The 17569-nt window shown below is 61.5% G+C and carries 13 protein-coding genes; 5 read left to right on the top strand and 8 right to left on the bottom strand.

The genetic code is table 11. The features are described 5' to 3' along the window. Positions 1-39: 39 nt before the first annotated feature. Positions 40-1095, bottom strand: a complete 1056-nt coding sequence (locus tag HNO80_RS13875) for a 2,3-butanediol dehydrogenase (protein ID WP_175323436.1) — start codon at positions 1093-1095, stop codon at positions 40-42. A 215-nt stretch (positions 1096-1310) separates the two neighbouring features. Here HNO80_RS13875 and HNO80_RS13870 point away from each other — a divergent pair, with 215 nt between their 5' ends. Further along, on the top strand, positions 1311-2900 hold the full coding sequence (locus tag HNO80_RS13870) for an alkaline phosphatase D family protein (RefSeq protein WP_175323435.1): 1590 nt from the start codon (positions 1311-1313) through the stop codon (positions 2898-2900). Positions 2901-2954: 54 nt separating this feature from the next. On the opposite strand, the gene HNO80_RS13865 is transcribed toward HNO80_RS13870, so the two are convergent. Further along, positions 2955-3893 (bottom strand): LysR family transcriptional regulator, encoded by a 939-nt coding sequence (locus tag HNO80_RS13865; protein ID WP_175323434.1) that lies wholly within the window; start codon positions 3891-3893, stop codon positions 2955-2957. 252 nt (positions 3894-4145) lie between these two features. On the opposite strand from HNO80_RS13865, the gene HNO80_RS13860 reads away from it, so the two are divergent. From HNO80_RS13860 to HNO80_RS13845, 4 genes are all read left to right on the top strand, one after another. Continuing rightward, a complete protein-coding gene (locus tag HNO80_RS13860) occupies positions 4146-5264 on the top strand; it encodes a PrpF domain-containing protein (RefSeq protein ID WP_175323433.1) in 1119 nt (372 codons plus the stop codon). Between the two features lie 231 nt (positions 5265-5495). Beyond that, positions 5496-6752: an SLC13 family permease gene (locus tag HNO80_RS13855; RefSeq protein WP_249777354.1), complete on the top strand. Its 1257-nt coding sequence runs from the start codon at positions 5496-5498 to the stop codon at positions 6750-6752. Between the two features lie 80 nt (positions 6753-6832). Beyond that, positions 6833-7348, top strand: a complete 516-nt coding sequence (locus tag HNO80_RS13850) for a hypothetical protein (protein ID WP_175323431.1) — start codon at positions 6833-6835, stop codon at positions 7346-7348. Positions 7349-7488: 140 nt separating this feature from the next. Next, positions 7489-7980, top strand: a complete 492-nt coding sequence (locus HNO80_RS13845; RefSeq protein WP_175323430.1) for a hypothetical protein — start codon at positions 7489-7491, stop codon at positions 7978-7980. A 214-nt stretch (positions 7981-8194) separates the two neighbouring features. Here the strand turns inward: HNO80_RS13845 and HNO80_RS13840 are convergent, their stop codons facing one another. The 6 genes from HNO80_RS13840 to HNO80_RS13815 all read right to left on the bottom strand — a co-directional run bounded on the left by HNO80_RS13840 (position 8195) and on the right by HNO80_RS13815 (position 17548). Continuing rightward, the gene (locus HNO80_RS13840) at positions 8195-8923 is read right to left on the bottom strand and encodes a hypothetical protein (RefSeq protein WP_175323429.1); all 729 of its coding nucleotides are present in this window, start codon (positions 8921-8923) and stop codon (positions 8195-8197) included. After that, the gene (locus HNO80_RS13835; RefSeq protein ID WP_175323428.1) at positions 8910-9692 is read right to left on the bottom strand and encodes a hypothetical protein; all 783 of its coding nucleotides are present in this window, start codon (positions 9690-9692) and stop codon (positions 8910-8912) included. The genes HNO80_RS13840 and HNO80_RS13835 overlap by 14 nt, the downstream gene beginning before the upstream one ends. Next, complete coding sequence (locus HNO80_RS13830; protein WP_175323427.1) at positions 9692-11605, bottom strand: hypothetical protein; 1914 nt, start codon at positions 11603-11605, stop codon at positions 9692-9694. Before HNO80_RS13830 ends, HNO80_RS13835 begins: the two co-directional genes overlap by 1 nt. 93 nt (positions 11606-11698) lie before the next feature. Beyond that, on the bottom strand, positions 11699-13747 hold the full coding sequence (locus HNO80_RS13825; protein ID WP_175323426.1) for an AIPR family protein: 2049 nt from the start codon (positions 13745-13747) through the stop codon (positions 11699-11701). Further along, positions 13744-14796, bottom strand: coding sequence for a PD-(D/E)XK motif protein (locus tag HNO80_RS13820; RefSeq protein WP_175323425.1), 1053 nt, complete (start codon positions 14794-14796; stop codon positions 13744-13746). Before HNO80_RS13820 ends, HNO80_RS13825 begins: the two co-directional genes overlap by 4 nt. After that, positions 14753-17548 (bottom strand): Z1 domain-containing protein, encoded by a 2796-nt coding sequence (locus tag HNO80_RS13815; protein ID WP_175323424.1) that lies wholly within the window; start codon positions 17546-17548, stop codon positions 14753-14755. The genes HNO80_RS13820 and HNO80_RS13815 overlap by 44 nt, the downstream gene beginning before the upstream one ends. Positions 17549-17569: the final 21 nt, after the last annotated feature.

The following is a 17569-nucleotide window of genomic DNA, read 5'->3' as shown; positions in this document are numbered from 1 at the left end:
CCATGCCCTCCCCCGGTGCAGGCGCTCCGGGCGGCGGGACTACGGATGCACCAGCACCTTCACGGCTGTGTCCTTGTGGTTGATGAGGGTGTCGAATCCCTGCTCCACCAGGTCGTCCAGCGCGATCCTGCCGGTGATGAACGGCTTGAGGTCCACCTTGCCCTCCTGAACCATCTTGATGACCGCGGGATGGTCCCGGACATAGGCGATGGTGCCGCGCAGGTCGATCTCCTTGAGCACCAGCTTCTGCATGTCCACGGTAGCGGGCGCACCCCAGATGGACACGTTGACCACCACTCCCCCGGGCCGGACGGCGTCGAGCATGGTGTCCAGTACCGCGTTCACGCCGGCGCATTCGAAGGCGACGTCGGCGCCGGTGCCGCCGGTGAGTTCCAGCACCCGGGCCGGGACGTTCTCCTGGCTGGGGTCCAGCACATGGTCCGCCACTCCGCTGGAGACGGCCTTGTCTTTCCGCGCCTGGGTCAGTTCGCTGATGATCGTGGTGACGCCCATGCCCTTGAGCACGGCCGCGGTCAGCAGCCCGATCGGGCCCGACCCGCCGACCAGGGCCACGTCGCCGGCCTTGGCGCCGCTGCGCGCCACCGCGTGGTGCGCTACGGAGAGCGGCTCGATCAGGGCCGCCTCATCCAGGGGAATGTCGCCGATGGGGTGCACCCACCGCTGGTCCACCACGATCCTTTCGCTGAGCCCGCCACCGCCGCCGGAGAGCCCGATGAAGCCCATCTGCCGGCACAGGTGGTAGCTTCCCGCTTGGCACATGTCGCAGTCGCCGTCCACAAAATAGGGTTCGACGACGACGTTGTCGCCCACCGCGAGCGCTTCCACCCCGTCGCCGACCTCGGACACCGTGCCGGAGAACTCGTGCCCCAGGGTCACCGGCGATTCCTCGTGCGAGAGCGGGTGCGGATGCCCCGGCGCAGGGCAGAAGATGGGTCCTTCCAGGTATTCGTGCAGGTCCGTGCCGCAGATCCCGCACCAGGCGACGTCGATCTTCACCGCGCCGGCCCGGAGCTCCGGCTCCGGGATGTCCTCGATCCGGATGTCCTTGCGGCCATGGAAACGTGCTGCCTTCATGATGGTCCTTCCGTTCGGTGAGTGCTGCGGTCTTTCAAGGCCCCGCGCCTTTGGGCGGGCGGCCCGCGCCCGCTCATCCTCCCACCGGGCGACGGCGTGCGATAGGGCCATCGGGCCGGGGAAACAACTCAATCTCGCAGGTCTTGTCACGGAGTTAACTGGCCATTCATATCGCCCATGCAGGCTGTCAACCCGTCGTGAATAGCGTGGCGGGCATGGACAACATTTCGCGCAGATCCCTTCTTACCGCCGGCCTCGGAGCGGGGCTCGTCGCAGCCTGGCCCGGTGCCGCCGTCGCCGTCTCCACCGCGGACGACGCCGGCCTCCGCACCGATCCGTTCCAGCTCGGCATCGCCTCCGGCGAGCCGTGGCCGGACGGCTTCGTGATCTGGACCCGCCTGGCGGTGGACCCGGTGGCCGGGGACGGCCTGGGCGGGATGCCTTCGCGCAACGTCTCAGTGGCGTGGGAAGTGGCCGAGGACGCGGGCATGCGCACGGTGGTGGCCCGCGGCGTCGAACAGGCCCGGATCGAGACTGCGCACTCGGTGCACGTGGAGCTGCGGGGCCTGCGGCCGGGACGCGAATACTTCTACCGGTTCCGCACCGGCCGGCACATCAGCCCGGTGGGGCGGACGCTGACCAGCCCGGCGCTGCACGAGACGCCGGCGGCGCTGGCCATGGCGTTCGCCAGCTGCGCGCAGTACGAGCACGGCTACTTCACCGCGTACAACCGGCTGGCCCAGGACCAGCCGGACCTGGTGCTGCATCTGGGCGATTACCTGTACGAGTACAAGAAGGACAGCTACGTGATCGGCGGCGGCAATCCGCGCGACCACGAGGGTCCGGAAACCGTCAACCTGGCCGGCTACCGGCAGCGACACGCCCAGTACAAGGCCGACGCCGACCTGCAGGCCGCGCACGCGGTGGCGCCGTGGCTGGTGGTGTGGGACGACCACGAGGTGGACAACAACTGGGCTGACGATGTCCCGGAGAACCGGGATCCCGGTCAGCTGAACGACACCTCCGAGCATTTCCGCCAGCGCCGGGCCGCCGCGTTCCAGGCGTACTACGAGAACATGCCGCTGCGGCCCTCGTCGGTGCCGGCGGGCGCCGACATGAAGATCTACCGGAAGCTGCAGTGGGGCCAGCTGGCCAACTTCCACATGATGGATACCCGGCAGTACCGGGACGACCAGCTCGCCGGGGACGGCTGGAAGAAGAACGTCCCCGAGCGCCTTGCCGAGGACCGCACCATCACCGGCTCGGAGCAGGAGAAGTGGTTGCTGGACGGCTTCCGGAACTCCACTCAGCGCTGGGACATCCTGGGCCAGCAGGTGTTCTTCGCCGAGCGGGACCGGAACCAGGCACCGGAGATCGACGACGTCTCTATGGACGGCTGGGACGGCTACGCCGCGTCCCGCCGCCGCATCACGCAGGGCTGGGTGGACGCCAACGTTCGCAACGCCGTCGTCCTCACCGGCGACGTGCACCGCAACTGGGCCAACGACGTCAAGGTCGACTACAAGGACCCAGCCTCCCCCGTGGTCGGCTCGGAACTGGTCTGCACGTCCATCACCTCCACCGGCAACGGCACCGGCTCCACCACGGACGCAACGATGGCCTGGAACCCGCACCTGAAGTTCACCAACGACAACCGCGGCTACGTGAACACCCGCGTCACCAAGGACGCCATGACCGCCGACTCCCGCACGCTGGACTACGTCACGACGCCGGGGGCTCCGGTGAGCACGAAGGCTTCGTTTGAGATTCGGGACGGGGTGCCGGGGCTGGTGGCTCGGGGGTAGGGCCACGGGCGCGGTGCTGCAGCCGCGCCCGCAGCACCGGGGCCGTCGCCGTCGTTACAAGTAGTCGCCGGCGCGTTCCCGGGCGATCTCGAGCAGCGTTGAGTGAAACGCGACCTCGGCCGGGGCATAGACCTTGTCCTGGCGCTGGGCCAGCAGCACGCGCCGCAGGGGCGCGGCGGAGCCGAGGCTGATCACCCGGACGTCGGGGTGCTGCAGGGCCACGGCGGTCTTGGGCACCATGGCCACGCCCATGCCCACGCTCACCATCGCCTGCGCCTCCTGGTAGTCGTTGGCCAGGAAGCCGATGGTCGGTTCGAACCCGGCCTCATGGGCGGAGCGCTGCAGCACTTCGACGACGGGGTGCGCTTCGGCCCGCACGATCCACGATTCCTTGCGGAGCTCCTCCATCCGGATCTCGTCGCGGTCGGCCAGTGGATGGCTGCGGGACACCAGCAGGACCGTGCTTTCCTGGAAAACCTCCGTGATCCGGATGGAATCGTCCTGGAACCGGTTCCACGGGTAGTCCCACAGCAGGCACAGCCCGGTCACTCCGGACTGCAGGTCGCTCACCAGGTCATCGAAGCGCGCACTTCGGAGGGACAAGCCAATCGCCGGGTACCGCTTCTTGAAGGCCCGGATGACAATGGGCAGGAACGAGCCGGCCAGCGTCGGAAAGGTGCCGACGGTCAGGGAGCCGCGCTTGAGGCCGGCGATCTGGTCCAGGTCCGACTGGGCAGCGCGCATCTGGCCGATGATCTTGCGCGCGTGGCCGGCGAGGACCTGCCCGGCTTCGGTGGGCACCACCCCGCGGGAGCGGCGGTTGAGCAGCGGCTGGCCGACTTCCTGCTCGAGTTTCCGCAGCTGCTGCGAGACCGCGGAGGGCGTGTACATCATCAGCTCGGCCGCGGCGGTGATCGATCCCTGCTCCACCACCTCCACCAGCAAGGCAAGGCGCCGGATGTCGAACAATTCCTGATCAGCATCGTTAAGCAACGCTTTACCCTTCTGTTGAATCCGTTAATTCTATACATCCACCGCCCGATTGGCGGGAAAGAGCCAGCCGTTTCCGACGGCGGCGCCGCCCGAGGCGGGCGCACACGGGCCGCAACCAAAATGAATTAAGCATTGCTACACTCCCTTGCAGAAATCCAACCTTGTCTTCATTTGTGATCTGGATCAATCTCAAATCAAGCCCTTGAACACCATGGGGGCAGATCGAAGCAGAACCGAAGCAAGGAACAGACCATGAAGATCGAAGCGGAGTGGATGCGCGGAGGCACCAGCAAATGCTGGGTCTTCGAAACCGGACAGCTGAATGAAACCGGGACCAGCCCCGACGTGCTGCTGCCCCGGCTGTTCGGCAGCCCCGACCACCGGCAGATCGACGGCGTCGGCGGCGCCACCTCCACCACCAGCAAGGCGATGATCCTGCACCGCCCCGCCGACGCCGGCATCGACGTCGAATTCACCTTCGCCCAGGTGGGCATCGAGGAAGCCGCCGTGGACTGGGGCAGCAACTGCGGCAACTGCTCCGCCGTCGTCGGCCTCTACGCGATCGAAAAGGGCTGGGTGGTCCCCGACGGCGACGTCACCCGGATCGTCACCCGCAACACCAACACCGGCCAGATCATCATCCAGCGGGTGGCAACCCCGGCCGGCGCCCTGCCGATCGTCCCGCAGGCCCAGATGCCCGGCGTCCCGTTCCCCGGCTACCGGGTGGGGCTCGGCTTCCTCGACCCGGCCGGCAAGACCACCGGCCGACTGCTTCCCACCGGATCCGCGACCGACGCCATCGTCGCCGGCGGCACCCGCTGGACCGTCTCCATGGTCGACGCCGGAGCACCGGTTGTGATGCTGCGAGCCGAGGAGCTGGGCCTGGACCCGGAGCGGCACGCCAGCTGGACCGCCGGGCTGGAACTGCAGCTGGACACCCTGGAACACATCCGCCGCCAGGCCGCCGTGCGGATGGGGCTCGCGGCAACGCCCGGCGAGGCCGCCCGCGCCGTCCCCAAGGTCGCCGTGGTCGCCGCCCCGGCGCGGTCCGACGCTGAGTCCGACGTCGCCGTCGTCATGCTCTCGATGGGCAAGCCGCACCCGGCCCTGGCCATCACCGGAAGCATTGCCCTGACCCTCGCGGCCCGCACCCCGGGCACCCTGCTGGGCGACATCACCGGCGGCACCGGCGGCCCGACGCTGCGGCTGCGCACCCCGGCCGGGGTCATCGACACCTGGAGCGAGGAACGGGACGGGCAACTGCTGGTCGGCGTCGACCGCACCGCCCGCACTATCGCCACCACCACCATCCACCTTCCCGAGGCCCTCGGCACCGCCGTCGACGCCTCCTTTGCCAGCGCTACTCGATGAGGAGAAAGCATCATGACTAACATCGCAGAGAAGACTGCAGAAGAAACCATAGAAAAGGCACCGCAACAGGCCGTACCCGGCGACACCCAGGTCGAGAGCTCCCGGCGTCCCGACCGGCGCCGCCGTATCCTGCTGGTGACGGTAGCCGCGATCGCTGTCCTGGGTCTGGTCGCCCTCCTGTTTGGAGGTGGCCTGTTCAACCCCGCGGCCGCCCCTGACTCGGAGCCGACCATGACCGCCACCCAGATCATCCCGCTCGTCATCCTCGTGGTGATGTTCGTCGTCGCCACCAAATGGCCACTGAACATCGGCGTCATGGGGCTGGTGGCGTCCTTCGGCGTCGGCTACTTCATGCTCGGCATGAGCGACAAGGAAATCCTGGAGGAGTTCCCGGCCAGCATCGTCCTGACGATCATCGGCGTGACCTACTTCTTCAGCATGGCGCAGCGGAACGGGTCGATCGACATCATCGTCCAGACCTGCGTGCGGCTGGTCCGGGGCAAGACCATGCTGCTGCCCTGGGTGTTCTTTCTCCTGGCCGCGGCGCTGACGGCGCTGGGCACCTTCTCCCCGGCGGCGGTGGCGCTGCTGGCACCGGCGGCCCTGGGCCTGGCCTATGAATCGCGGATCCACCCGGTCTTGATGGGCGCCTTCGTGATCAACGGCGCCCACGCCGGCGGGTTCTCGCCGCTGTCCGTCGCCGGTGTGCTGGTGCACGACATCGCGCTGAAGAACGGTTTCCCCATCTCGCAGGGCGGGCTCTTCACGGCCAGCTTCGCGCTGAACTTCATCCTCTCCGCGCTGACCATCGTGCTGTTCGGCCTGCTGGGCAAGCTGCGTGACAAGCACGCCAACGAGTACGCCGGCCTGGACACGCCCCGCACCGGCCGCCCGAGCGGACAGCAGATCTTCACTCTGGTGCTGATCGCCGCGATCCTGGTGTGCACGCTGGGCTTCCACCTGCCGATCGGCTTCGTGGCCCTCTCCGCCGGCCTGCTGCTGGCCTTCGTCAACATCAAGGAACACAAGACGTTCATCGGCGGCGTGTCCTGGTCCACCGTGCTGCTGGTGGCCGGCATGATCACCTACGTCTCCCTGCTCCAGCACGTGGGCGTCATCGACACCCTCGCCGAGATGGCCCTGGCGCTGGGAGCGCCGCTGCTGATCGCCCTGGTCCTCTGCTATGTCATCGGCGTCGGCTCCGCCTTCGCGTCCTCGACGGCGCTGCTCACCGCGTTCATCCCGATGGCCGGGCCACTGCTGGCCACCAGCTCGCTGAGCGCTTCCGGTACCGTCGCGGCCCTCGCCATCGCGGCCACCGTCGTCGACGTCTCCCCCTTCTCCACCGACGGCGCCCTGGTGGTGGCCAACGCCCGCGACAACGACCGCCAGCGCGTCTACCGCCAGCTCATGATGTACGCCGGCGGTGTGGTTCTGGTGGCTCCGGCCCTGGCCTGGGTTCTGCTGGTGCCGACGGGGGTTATGTAGGGGCGCGAGTTCCCAACACACTAAAGGCAGGCCGGCTTTCCGCCGGCTTGCCTTTGTTTTGTCCTAATGCCATTCCACTATTGGGCCTCCCAAGGCAGCTTCATCGCCAGCACGCGCGGGACCTCGGCCGCCGGGGCATCCGCCTGCACGGCCGGCTTGAGGGAACGGACGACGGCGCCCTCGCCTTCAGCGAAGACCTCCCTTCACGCCTCGCCCTGGTCGAGGCCGGGTTCGGCCAACGGCAGAGGCGGATGGTCGACGCCTACATCGCCGCGGCCGGCATCGATGCCCCGCCCGCCGAGCCCTTGCCGGCGGACTACTGGCTGCCGGAAGACTCCGGGGCGCGGCTCAACCCGCTGCCGAGGGAATCACGTCGGTCATCTGGGCCACCGGGTACAGCCTGGGCTTCGGCTTGCTCGACGTGCCGGGGGTGGACGCGTGGAACTATCCGCGACACGGCCGCGGCGTCACCGAGGTCCCGGGCCTCCTGCGCGGCAGGCCTGCCTTGGATCACCACGCACCTCTCCGCCATGCTGTCCGTGGTGGGCGCCGGCGCTGTAGGTCCGGCCCGTGATTTCGGGGTCGATCGAGGCTAAGCGCGTGTATCGGCCGCAGTCAGCGGCAAGGCCCGGAAGTTCTAGGGATGCGTATGGGAAACTCTTATATAGTACTCCACAGCACTTGGTATGGTTTTGATATGACACCGCATACTGACCCAAAGAGGATTGAGCATACAGTGAATGACGACGAAGGATTCACGCCTATCCTGGTCCCGAACGAGTACCGCGCGGACGTGTACCGATTCCTCGCTGACCTGTCCGATCGCGGGGATCTCGGGGAACACGACGACCCAGTCCCCACAGAGGCGCAGACCGATGCCCGCCTCTGGCCCCTCGAGAAGCTCATCCAGTTCGCCAACGACCGTTCTAAGACCGCGTCGATCATCGGAGAGATCCTGGACATCCTCGTCGTTCGTCCCGAACGACGGCTCAGCATCGACGAGCTCGCCAAGGAAACTGAACGACCTCGCAGCCAAGTCAAGACCGTCTGGACGCACCTCGGCCGCACCCTACCCGCCAGATATGACACGAAGATCTGGCCCCTCACCGCCAAGTGGTCCGCCAATATTGACCCCCGTCCGGAAGGCCCAAACCTCGTGTATTACTGGCTCACCGACGAGCAGGCGGAACTGTGGAAGCAGGCACGCGACGCCAGCACGAACAGCTGACTTGCGGCGTATTCGCCGCCATCAACCCAGCTCAGAGTGGTGCGTCGACGGGGCTCCCAACACTGCATTCCACCGATCAAACGATTCCAGAGGGTGAACCGCCGAGTTGCTGGACGTAGGAGCAACATCGCTGGGCCGAAAGGCCATTATCTGGACAGAGAACCCTCACATGGCCACGCCCAAAAGGTCCGTCGGAATAGGCACCTTATGCAGGCTATGCGGACTTAAATCGATCAAACTCCGCCGGTAGCAGCGCCAGTATCTCGCCCGGAGCCATCGCGGAGGTATCCCACGTTTGGTCGAACTGGTAAAGAACATCCGAAAGGCGACGAGGCGAACCTCCGGCACTTCCTCCTGAACCGCGCTTCAACGTATTGGTGGCAGGATCGACGTAGAGCGCAGTGACCGCCCCCATCAGAGAAGGGTTGCTGATGATGTCTTGTTTGGAAGCAATCTGTTCAACCACTTCTCCAGGACTTATGACCGGTGTTGCCAGGACGGCCCGCACCCGGGAAACATCGTCGCGATGCGCCTTATATATTCGATACGGACCAGAGAGGTAGTGCCTGTAATAGGTTTGAAAACTGTGGGGTGTCAGCACGTACCGCTCGTCTTGCCGAACGACCCTCTCACCCGTGGAGGGGTCTTCCGGCGCTAGAACGCTGAGCCACTTCATCGCAAGCCAAGTCCACAACCCTGCGTCCAGTTCCAAGTCCGGGTAATGGGCTGAGAGCGGCTCCAGTAGGGCGTAGAAAAACTCTGCCGCGTGCTGGCGGTCGTCAAAGGATATGACGTCGTAGTCGGCATCAGGCATCATTTGCAAAGTGTGCAGCTCGCTGGTCAGTAACGCCTCAACATCGACGTCCTCTCCTTGGCGCAGTTGGTTCAACAGCTCTCGGGCGGCGATGAGCCCAGGTTCCGTAAAGCGTCTAATCTCGTTCATCAAACTCCTCCTCTGCCGGGGCCGCGGCATTAATTATGTGAAGAGAACTGACCTGCCCGGCAAACGTGGACGCAGCCTGCGCCGCCCAAGTCTCCACCATGTCGTTGTAGCTCGGATCGTCGACGTCAAACTCGTCCAGAGTGCTTAGGTCCACGCCGATGCTGTCGAAGTAGCTCACCCAGTGGCTGAGCGTCGAGTTGGCGTCGTCGGAGTCATCTATATTCCGGGCGGCCCAAATGGCGGTCTGCCGGAAGAACTCCGGAAGAACAAGTGCCTTGAATTGGACTGAATTAACAACGGTGTCGTGATCGCGCAATCGCTTGTTTATGCACAGGATCGGGCCATTGTCGATGTCGAACTTCCATACCAGGTCGCCTAGATCGGTGCGCTGCAGCTTAAGCAGTGGTGCAGAGTCTTGGGCTTCTTCAGCGGCACCCCGAAGATGATCCGCCATAGCCAGAATTTTTCCGTGAGCCGTCCCCTCCGCTCCGACGACCCTCACTCTCAGCTGAATGTTATCCGAAACATCAAATGACTCAAGATGCACATCTTGACGAGTCTGCAGGAAATCGACGGTTCCGCAATGAACGCGTTCTTTTGTTGTCTGTCTGTAAGCCTCTACTGTGACTTCCGCTGTTCCGGGAAGGTCCATGCCCTCCAACCCTAGCGAAAAGACGTCCAAAAGCACCTTGCCGTCGTCCTGTCGAACACGCAGTTGGATCTGCGATCGATCCAATTCACGGCGTCCGGTGAAGTTGAGTGTAGCCATTACTTCGAGAGCCCCCTTGCTCGGATGTTAAGGTCTCTGTTTACATCGAACCCCAGAACGGTCAATTGGAACTCGGCAGTGTCTTCGACCACGGCTGTCAGCAGGTTTCCCTGCTGCTTCTCGATCTTTCCCCCTGTAATTACCGGCGAGAAAGTTGCCAAGTCAAAATCGTCCTTCCGCCATTTGGCTAGGGCATCCCCACGCCTAGTGGCATACCCCAAGGCCACTTCGACGCGCTTCAGAGTGCCCCCGCGACCGTGCTCACTTGGGACAACAGTGAAGCCACCGCTGTCCTCACGTTCTATTCGTGTCAGGGGCTGGGACCGGGGCCCGCCCGGGCCCTGCGTCCCACCGGGCCTCTTACCTCCCGAGAACGTAGGCTTCTTCTTCTTGCGCCCGCCGTCTGCTAGTGGAACGGCAAAGATGTCAGCAAAAACTATGCGCTGCTCTTCCGCGGCGGCGTCCAACACCAAGTCATAGATCTTATGAGGTGCTGTCTTGATGATGGTTAGAAGTTCGCCGCCACGGACGTAGCGTGAACGAATCTTGTCGTTCGCCGTCCATGTCGTGTGAGCCGGATTCTCCGCGTCACCAAGCATCTTTGTCAAGGCGCTGTCTTCAATAATGCAGATGGCCCGGATACCGGCCATTGGGAACCGCGACGCATCAGACACGATGATGCCTCCGCGCATATACAGGGGTTTCTGCCTCAGAGACTCGTTCTGCTGCAGAAGCACGTGCAGGTGCGACTCCGTGGAAATTTCTCCCCCCGGATTTTTGACGCGGAGCTCAACCGGAACGGTCACCTGGATGGCATGCCCGGCTTCGATTTCCTTCTGGATCTTGGCGACCGTATCTCCTTCAATTGTCGTGGACGACCAGCCTCTCCCAGCTCTTGCAGCAACCTGATTAGTCGTAAATCGTCGATCTTCGGGAATGGTCGCTCTCGTCGCCATAAGCTGAATCTCGCTGACGACCTTCTCGCGCTCGTCGCCATCGAAGTACTCTTCCGCCAGCTGCAGCACGTTATTACTCGTGAGGAGGACGACGCCAGCACCGTCCGGGTCTTCCACCTCGACGTCAAGTCTGTCCGCAAGAATGGCGCCAAAGTAGGCGCGTATTACCGAACTGATAAAATCCTTGGCCGTGAGTTTGGCGTCAACGTAAGGGATAACTATGCTCACGCCAGATTCGTTGACCCTCGAGATGTTCCAACGGCTCGTTGTCGCCTCAACTACACTCGGGTCTGTTAGTGGCATTTGAACGCCGGGGCCGGGCTTGGCCCACCAGCCATCCGGGTCGTAGTCCTTGTCACCCAGGCTGTGGTTCATCAGGACGGCCTGACCGACCAGCAGCCCGGGCCCATGGTCATCAAAGCGCTTCGTGTAAGCGAGGAAGGCGTTCACTCCGCTCGACTTGGGGAATACGTACTTGCCAACTCCCCATCTGCCCAAGCTAGAAGACTGCTTCTGGGAGATCCCCTCGGCACGTAGGAAATAGTAGTAATTGTTGGACGCCCCCTCCGGCACACGCGTAGCCGCGGGGTCTCCGGTCAAGCCGATCGTGCCGAAGTCTTCGATGACGACGAACCGACAGGCGCCTTCTTCCAGATCTGAGGCAACCTGGCCGCCATTTTCGCATTCTTGGACATGCGGCCAGAACCCCTGAAAGTAGGGGGCGGCCTCGTCCTTGGAGAGCGCGCCGGAAGCACCTGAAACATAAATCCGTACTCGGACTTTGTCGACGCTGGGAAGCTTCGCATCCAACGAATTCTGGATACTTTCCCGGACCAGCGCGTCAGCGGGCCGGAAGGACTCTTGGTTCAGCAATTCGGACTGCAACGGATCCCGCGACTTTGCCTCGGGGTGGTGCTCGACGAACCTCCAGTGGGGGAAGGCAACTGCGTTAGACATTCCGAATGTCCTTTCCGGTGTCAGACAAGAACGACCGCGATGCGTGACCGATTTGTGTTCGCGGTCGAACCATAGCCGCAACAGATTCCCGCGTCATGAGGTGGCCAGTTGCAGATCAAAGCCAAGACGGGTTGCCTCTGCCAGGATCTTCTGTCCTTGGACGGCCTGCTTTATCGAGGGCTTCCTGTCGGATTCCAATGCGCGGCCGATGCTAAAAGCGATTCCACGCTGCCATGCTGCGAGGTTGTCCGTTTGTTTCGCCCACGTGGAAAGACTCTTCCATGCCTCGCCCCTCACTGCGCAGACGACATTCATAGCTTCACTTTCCTCCGCGGACCGAGGCCCGGCGTCATCAGGCGTGGCCGCCGTCTTCTTGGCCCCGGTGTCTCTTGCGGTGACGGATAGCAAAGAGTCGGGAGCGGTCCAGCCAATCTCTTGGACCGCCTCCCAGCATTCCTTCTTCTTCGCCCACTCGGTGACGTTCCGGGCCCCCGCGGTGCTAAGGATTCGCTCATGAACCAAGGGGGCTAGGTCCATGATCGCTTGAAGCAGGTCCTCGGGAAGATCCTGCCGCTGCCAGAGCTTTGCCAAATCAATCCGCTGCGCGGTTCGGTTTGAGAGGAGAGCCAGAGTGTACGCGACGGTGGCCGCGCGGTAGCCGCCCAGCTGCAGCTTTGTTATGGCCGCCTCGGCCCTCCTCCAGAGGATTGCCTTCGCAACAACTCGACGGAAGTATTCCTCGTCGGGGATCAGGTTGGCGTTGGTTTCCCTCCGGCGCTGCAGGAACTCATTAAAGTTCTTTTCGGCTCCCAGGCTCACCAGATACGGAAGCTGTGACCATGTGTTTTCGTACTTGGCGATATCCGTTTTCAGCAGCTTCTGATTTACGGGATGTTCGCTCTTGAACTTCCTTTGGGCTGCGGGTGTGCGCTCCCGAGCCACGGCATCCGCATACTGTCCCCGTGCGCGTTCAAAGAACCAGCGCGTCATGGTGTTGGTACCCTCAGCACTCGGCGCCCAAGTAACCCGTGAGTGTTTCTCCAATTCAACGTGGAAGGCATCATTCGCGCTGAAGTCCGCCATTCTGACGGGGTTTTGAGAGTTCGAATATTCTGAAATCCTTGGTGCAAGGTCATCGCGAACTGCGTGGTCTACGACAGTAAGTTTTACCTGCACTTCGATTTGGTCCAAGTCAGTTTTTCCGCCTGACAGAGCATGATAGAGAGAAGCAGTTGTCTGTCCACCATTGACGATCTGAATGTCATGAAGTCTTGTGATGACTCGTTGTCCCTCGACGAGCTCCGTTTCTACGCTGGAGGCCGTCATGGAAAGACCGTTGTTGTAAGCAAGAAATCGACCTGGTTCGCTGCTGATCGTCGCTTGTATGCCCTTGTTGATCTTTCCCCTCGTCTGAAGGAACGAACGCACGTTCAATTCCAGCAGCCTCGGCCCGTATTCGCCGTAGATGTCGGCCAACACCCGCCCTGGCACAACAGCCAGATAGGACTGATACTCGTCCTGCGATCCGTTGGGGCCTAAGAAAGGAAGACCATTAAGTCCGAATTCCAGCAAGTCAACTGATACGGGCTCTTGGGCGTTGCCTGAAGCGGACAGCTTTTGGATTCGTTCGATGTCCCAGATCTCTACGATCGTGTCTTTGTCTCGGATCGGGGCAACTACCGGCACAGCAGTTCTCAGTCGGGAGTTGCTGAGCACGACAAGGCGCAGCCTGCGGACTTTGGGCCAAACTGACTTGATCTCTGCCACGACGTCATGAAGTACCGTCGACTCGTCGATCTTGGAGTCGAGATCCATAGTCGCCCGAGTGGCAAATTCAGTGACCCGCTTGAGCATTGGTGTGAGTTCTGCTTTTGTCAGAGATGCGATGTCCGGGAGTGCCGAAAATTCCGTTCCGAAGATGCTCAGAAGCCCACGCTCTTCCTCCCAGTCATATCCAGACGTGTGCATCTTGGGAAGGCCATACAAGGCCACGACCGGATCCGCGGCTTCGCCCCCCTCGGTCAACAAGTCCATCACATACTGCGTGAACCCGTGCGCGAGACTCTCGGGATTGCCTTCTTCCTCTGCCGCCATCCTCACAGACTGAAGCAGATCCGCATGAAACATGGAGAGCTGGGTCATAGCTCGTGGGCCCTTCTAATAGTCTCAATTGCCAATTCCGGCACCAGCTCCCACTCCTGACAAGATTCAACGTTCACCTTGTACGAGACCTGGCTCACGCCAGTCGGGAGGTCTTGCTCTGTTATCCGGGGGAACGATCCGGCCACCCGGAACCAAGCCGCGCTTCTGATGGTCATTCGATGAACGTATTTGGCCCGGTGGGCATCCGAATAGCCGGAGCGAATTAGTTTGGCTTCAAACATTGCTGAAGCAGATTCGTAGCCGGCCAGATGTTTTCGAGCGGCCTCGATCTTTCTTGGTAACGTCAGGCCCTCGCCCGTCTCGCGAATGTCCAGCTTGTAGACCGCCAGGAGCAGGTCTCCGACCAAGCGTTCATCGAGCTGGCGTTCGTTCGCGATCGTGACAATTGCGGGGCCCGTCGAAGACACCGACTTAACTTCGACACCCAAGCGGTCGTTGGCGAAATCCTGCAAGGCGCCTGCCGGCCCATACCAAGCGTGCGCAGCTGATTCCTCGCCAATAGCGGTGCACATCACGTCGATCAGCACCGTCAATTCGGCAAAGAGACCCGCCTGCTGGTTCAAGCTCAAACCATTGCGGCTAACAGCGAAGAAGTGCTTCCACAGGTCAAGCCGACGGCACACGGTCACAAGCGCATCCTTGGCGACGTCGGCAGAAAGCGTTTTGACGACGTCCTCAATCAAGGTCTCGAAGACTGACGACACTGCTCCTCGTGACTCGGCAATCCGCAATTCGACTCGACCCGGAACGGGAACAGAAACCCCCGTGTCGAGTCCGTAGACATCGGGGAGGCGTGCCGTGACTTCCTCCAGAGCTCCCGCCGCGCTAATGCTGAGCCCCTTCCTGCCCTGCTTTCCGCCTTCCCAAAAAACGAAGACATCGCGGTCGGGAGCAGAAGTTAGACGTCGCGTAAATAGCCCTGGATAATCCGCCTCCGCCTCGAGCGATGACCAGAGAAGGTCCAGCCCAAGGCTGCCTCCGGGGCTATTTCGAACCGGCATTGGCACCCTCATCGTCAAAAAGCTCATCCCAAAAGACAGAATTTACTTGATAGTCCACTGAAAGTCCGTTGTCGCTCGCTGGGAACGAAACGGCGAAGCCTACGAATGGCACCGAGTTCTTCTCGTATCCGAAAGATTCAGGGTCAATCGGATAAATCATGAGGAATCCGTGGTCTTCGGACCTCAAGTGGCGTTCGGCGGCTGCCGTCGGTTTCTCTGGCTTCTTGGTTCCGGGTTTCGCTGCGCCGGATTCGAACCGGTCTACCGCCCACTTGAGCGCCTCGTCCCACGCCGACGACCCCTCTTTGAGAGGAAGGAGCACGTCACCTGGACTCACAAGACGCTTTATCGACCGTTTTCCATCAGCCTGTTCCTGCGGGAATGGACTACGCGTGTACAAGCCGAGCTCCCCCACCGCAGACGGGAAATAGTTGTCCGCGTCCGTTCGATCGCCCAGCATGACCGTCCAGCGGGTTAGTTCAGAAGTTCTTGGTTCAAGACACTTCTCGATGTACTCGATCAGAGGCTGCGGCAAACCCCTGCCTGAATCCCTGTGTCCCGAGTACCCCCTGAGGAAATCTAGAACCGAATCTGCTGACACATCGTGCTGGACGTGTTTTGCTCGGGTATCAGTGGAAGGTCCGAAAACGTCACTGGCGAGCTGTTCCAGAGCGACCCAGTTTTGCTTTCGAACGCTGTCATCAGTATCGAACAGCAAAGTCTCGCATTGAGTGGCGGCAAAGCTGACCTTCATCTTCTGGGAATGACGCGATTTATTTGCCGCGGTGACCATCAGGCCGTCAGGATGCTGCTGAATTCGCAATCCATATTGACGTGGTGTCCGGTTCAGCTGGCCCATCACCTCGAACTCCCGATACAACTTTGCGGCGGCATCGGTGATGCGGGAGTACCAAGTGATCAGTTGCGGAGTCGTGTAAATACGACACAGATCAAGGTAGCCAGGCCGATAACCAAACCAGCGACCCATTTGCATGAGAGTGTCGTACATCTTGGATGCTCGAAGATAATACGAAACCATCAAGCCCTCGAGGGTGAGCCCCCGTGAGAGTTTGTCCCCTCCAATGGCGATTACTTTTAACCCGTTGGGGCGCTGAGAGTACATCAGAGAGTCTTTGACCGACCCGTTCACGACTTGGATCTCAATCTCCGATAGCGTCTGGAGCAGCTCGCCCTCCACCTCGTGCCACGCTGGAAGTGTCCGGCATTCGGCGGCGAGATCCTCGTTGGCGAGCAGAATGTCGTTTACCTCGACAAAGTCCGTGAGATAGAGGTTCTTAAGCAGTGTCAGCGCGGATTCAGAGTCCGCCTTCGCTTCAAATTCCACTGCAATCCGCAGGTCCTCGACGTATTCCTGCACCTGCCGAGCCACTTCCGCTTGAACGTCCTTGAACCTGGTGACATGCACAAGCATCGAGGAATGCTTGATTCGCAGGCCCCGCATGCGTTTCACGGTGCACGACAGCACAAATGTTTGGATGGCCTCCTTCAGCGATTCCGGTAGTTCGTCATCTGGAATTTCGGTGGATTTGTGACCGTCTCTTAGCCAGTCCTCGTGATCCTGGATGCGCCTCAGGGTTGGCATGGCCTCGACGGTCTCTAGGCCGGCCTCGGTGTCTCCGTCTAGGCCGAAGAAGCGGATGGGTCCTGAATAGTTGGACGGTTCTGGTAAGCGAACAATGAAATGTTCCGGGAACAAGTCGAGACCAATATCGGTTCTGGCAGCATTGGGATCTATGAAGATATTGGCAAATGGAGTCGCGGTGTATGCCACATAAGCACTCTTCTCGAAGGTGTCGAGGATCTGCCGGATAAGTCCGTTGATGGTCGACGGATCGGTTTCATCCTCGGCTTCACCCGGTTTGGTGACGGTGTCAATGGATGCGTAGTCAGCCTCGTCATCCAAAACCAACAGGGGAACACCTGGCACGACTTTTTTCCCTGTAGCCGGATCAATGATGTGCTGCAGGCCCGTTGCCCACTTGTACACATTTCGAAGGATGGATGCATTCTTCTTGACGACCAGAACTGTTGGATCTCCGCCGATCGCTTGGTGGGCTTGCTTAGCAACTGTGAGTTTGAAGTCGCCACTGGATTCGACCGTGGTCGAGCAGTTGATTAGGAGGTTCGGGCCAGACTTGAGGCCGACGCCTGTCTTGGAGCTCAGTCCAGAGCCGCTGAACGTCTCAGCGGTGTTGAAACCCAGCACCCCTTCGTTGATTCGCTGTTGAGTCTGACTCCGAAGGCTGTCATGTGCGCCGGCCATCACAATAATGAGTTTGTAGCCGGCATCGATGGCCTTGTTGAGGAGGCCAACGTAGTTCGACGTTTTGCCGGATTGTACCTGCCCGGCGACAAGCCCTCGCCTCTCCCATCTCCCAGGGCGGAGTGGGTTTTCGAGTGACGCCAAGATCCGATCGGTAACGTCACCTACGGATTTGTCGAAGGCGTCGCTCGAACGCCCCTCGTCTTCGATCATGTATCGCCGGTATCGGTCCCAGAACTTCCATTCGATAGTCTCGCGGCGCTCCTCGAGCCACGGCACATGGCCTTTGGTGTTCGTCAGCTCTCCTCCGCCGATCACATAAACGTTGAACTGCGTTTCAATGTCCCTGGCGATTTCTTCGACGAGCGACGCCGTAAGGCCTCCAGGCATCTGTTTGGCCGGACCGTCGCAGAACAAGGCAACGGCTTCCCGAACCGCCGCTGCTGTAATCAACGTCTTCTGTCCTCGAAGGAGTTCGAGATGGGAAGTGGCCATTTTGGTGACGTAAGACCTAGC

The organism is Arthrobacter sp. C9C5, from assembly GCF_013359735.1.
In the GTDB taxonomy this organism is placed as follows: domain Bacteria; phylum Actinomycetota; class Actinomycetes; order Actinomycetales; family Micrococcaceae; genus Arthrobacter.
Note: the sequence above shows the minus strand (reverse complement) of the source record. Positions and strands in the feature narration are given on the sequence as shown.

Excerpts from the sequence above, each read along its gene's own strand:
- HNO80_RS13875 (WP_175323436.1), bottom strand. The coding sequence starts at position 1,095 with ATGAAGGCAGCACGTTTCCATGGCCGCAAGGACATCCGGATCGAGGAC.
- HNO80_RS13870 (WP_175323435.1), top strand. The coding sequence starts at position 1,311 with ATGGACAACATTTCGCGCAGATCCCTTCTTACCGCCGGCCTCGGAGCG.
- HNO80_RS13860 (WP_175323433.1), top strand. The coding sequence starts at position 4,146 with ATGAAGATCGAAGCGGAGTGGATGCGCGGAGGCACCAGCAAATGCTGG.
- HNO80_RS13855 (WP_249777354.1), top strand. The coding sequence starts at position 5,496 with ATGACCGCCACCCAGATCATCCCGCTCGTCATCCTCGTGGTGATGTTC.
- HNO80_RS13840 (WP_175323429.1), bottom strand. The coding sequence starts at position 8,923 with ATGAACGAGATTAGACGCTTTACGGAACCTGGGCTCATCGCCGCCCGA.
- HNO80_RS13835 (WP_175323428.1), bottom strand. The coding sequence starts at position 9,692 with ATGGCTACACTCAACTTCACCGGACGCCGTGAATTGGATCGATCGCAG.
- HNO80_RS13830 (WP_175323427.1), bottom strand. The coding sequence starts at position 11,605 with ATGTCTAACGCAGTTGCCTTCCCCCACTGGAGGTTCGTCGAGCACCAC.
- HNO80_RS13825 (WP_175323426.1), bottom strand. The coding sequence starts at position 13,747 with ATGACCCAGCTCTCCATGTTTCATGCGGATCTGCTTCAGTCTGTGAGG.
- HNO80_RS13820 (WP_175323425.1), bottom strand. The coding sequence starts at position 14,796 with ATGAGCTTTTTGACGATGAGGGTGCCAATGCCGGTTCGAAATAGCCCC.
- HNO80_RS13815 (WP_175323424.1), bottom strand. The coding sequence starts at position 17,548 with ATGGCCACTTCCCATCTCGAACTCCTTCGAGGACAGAAGACGTTGATT.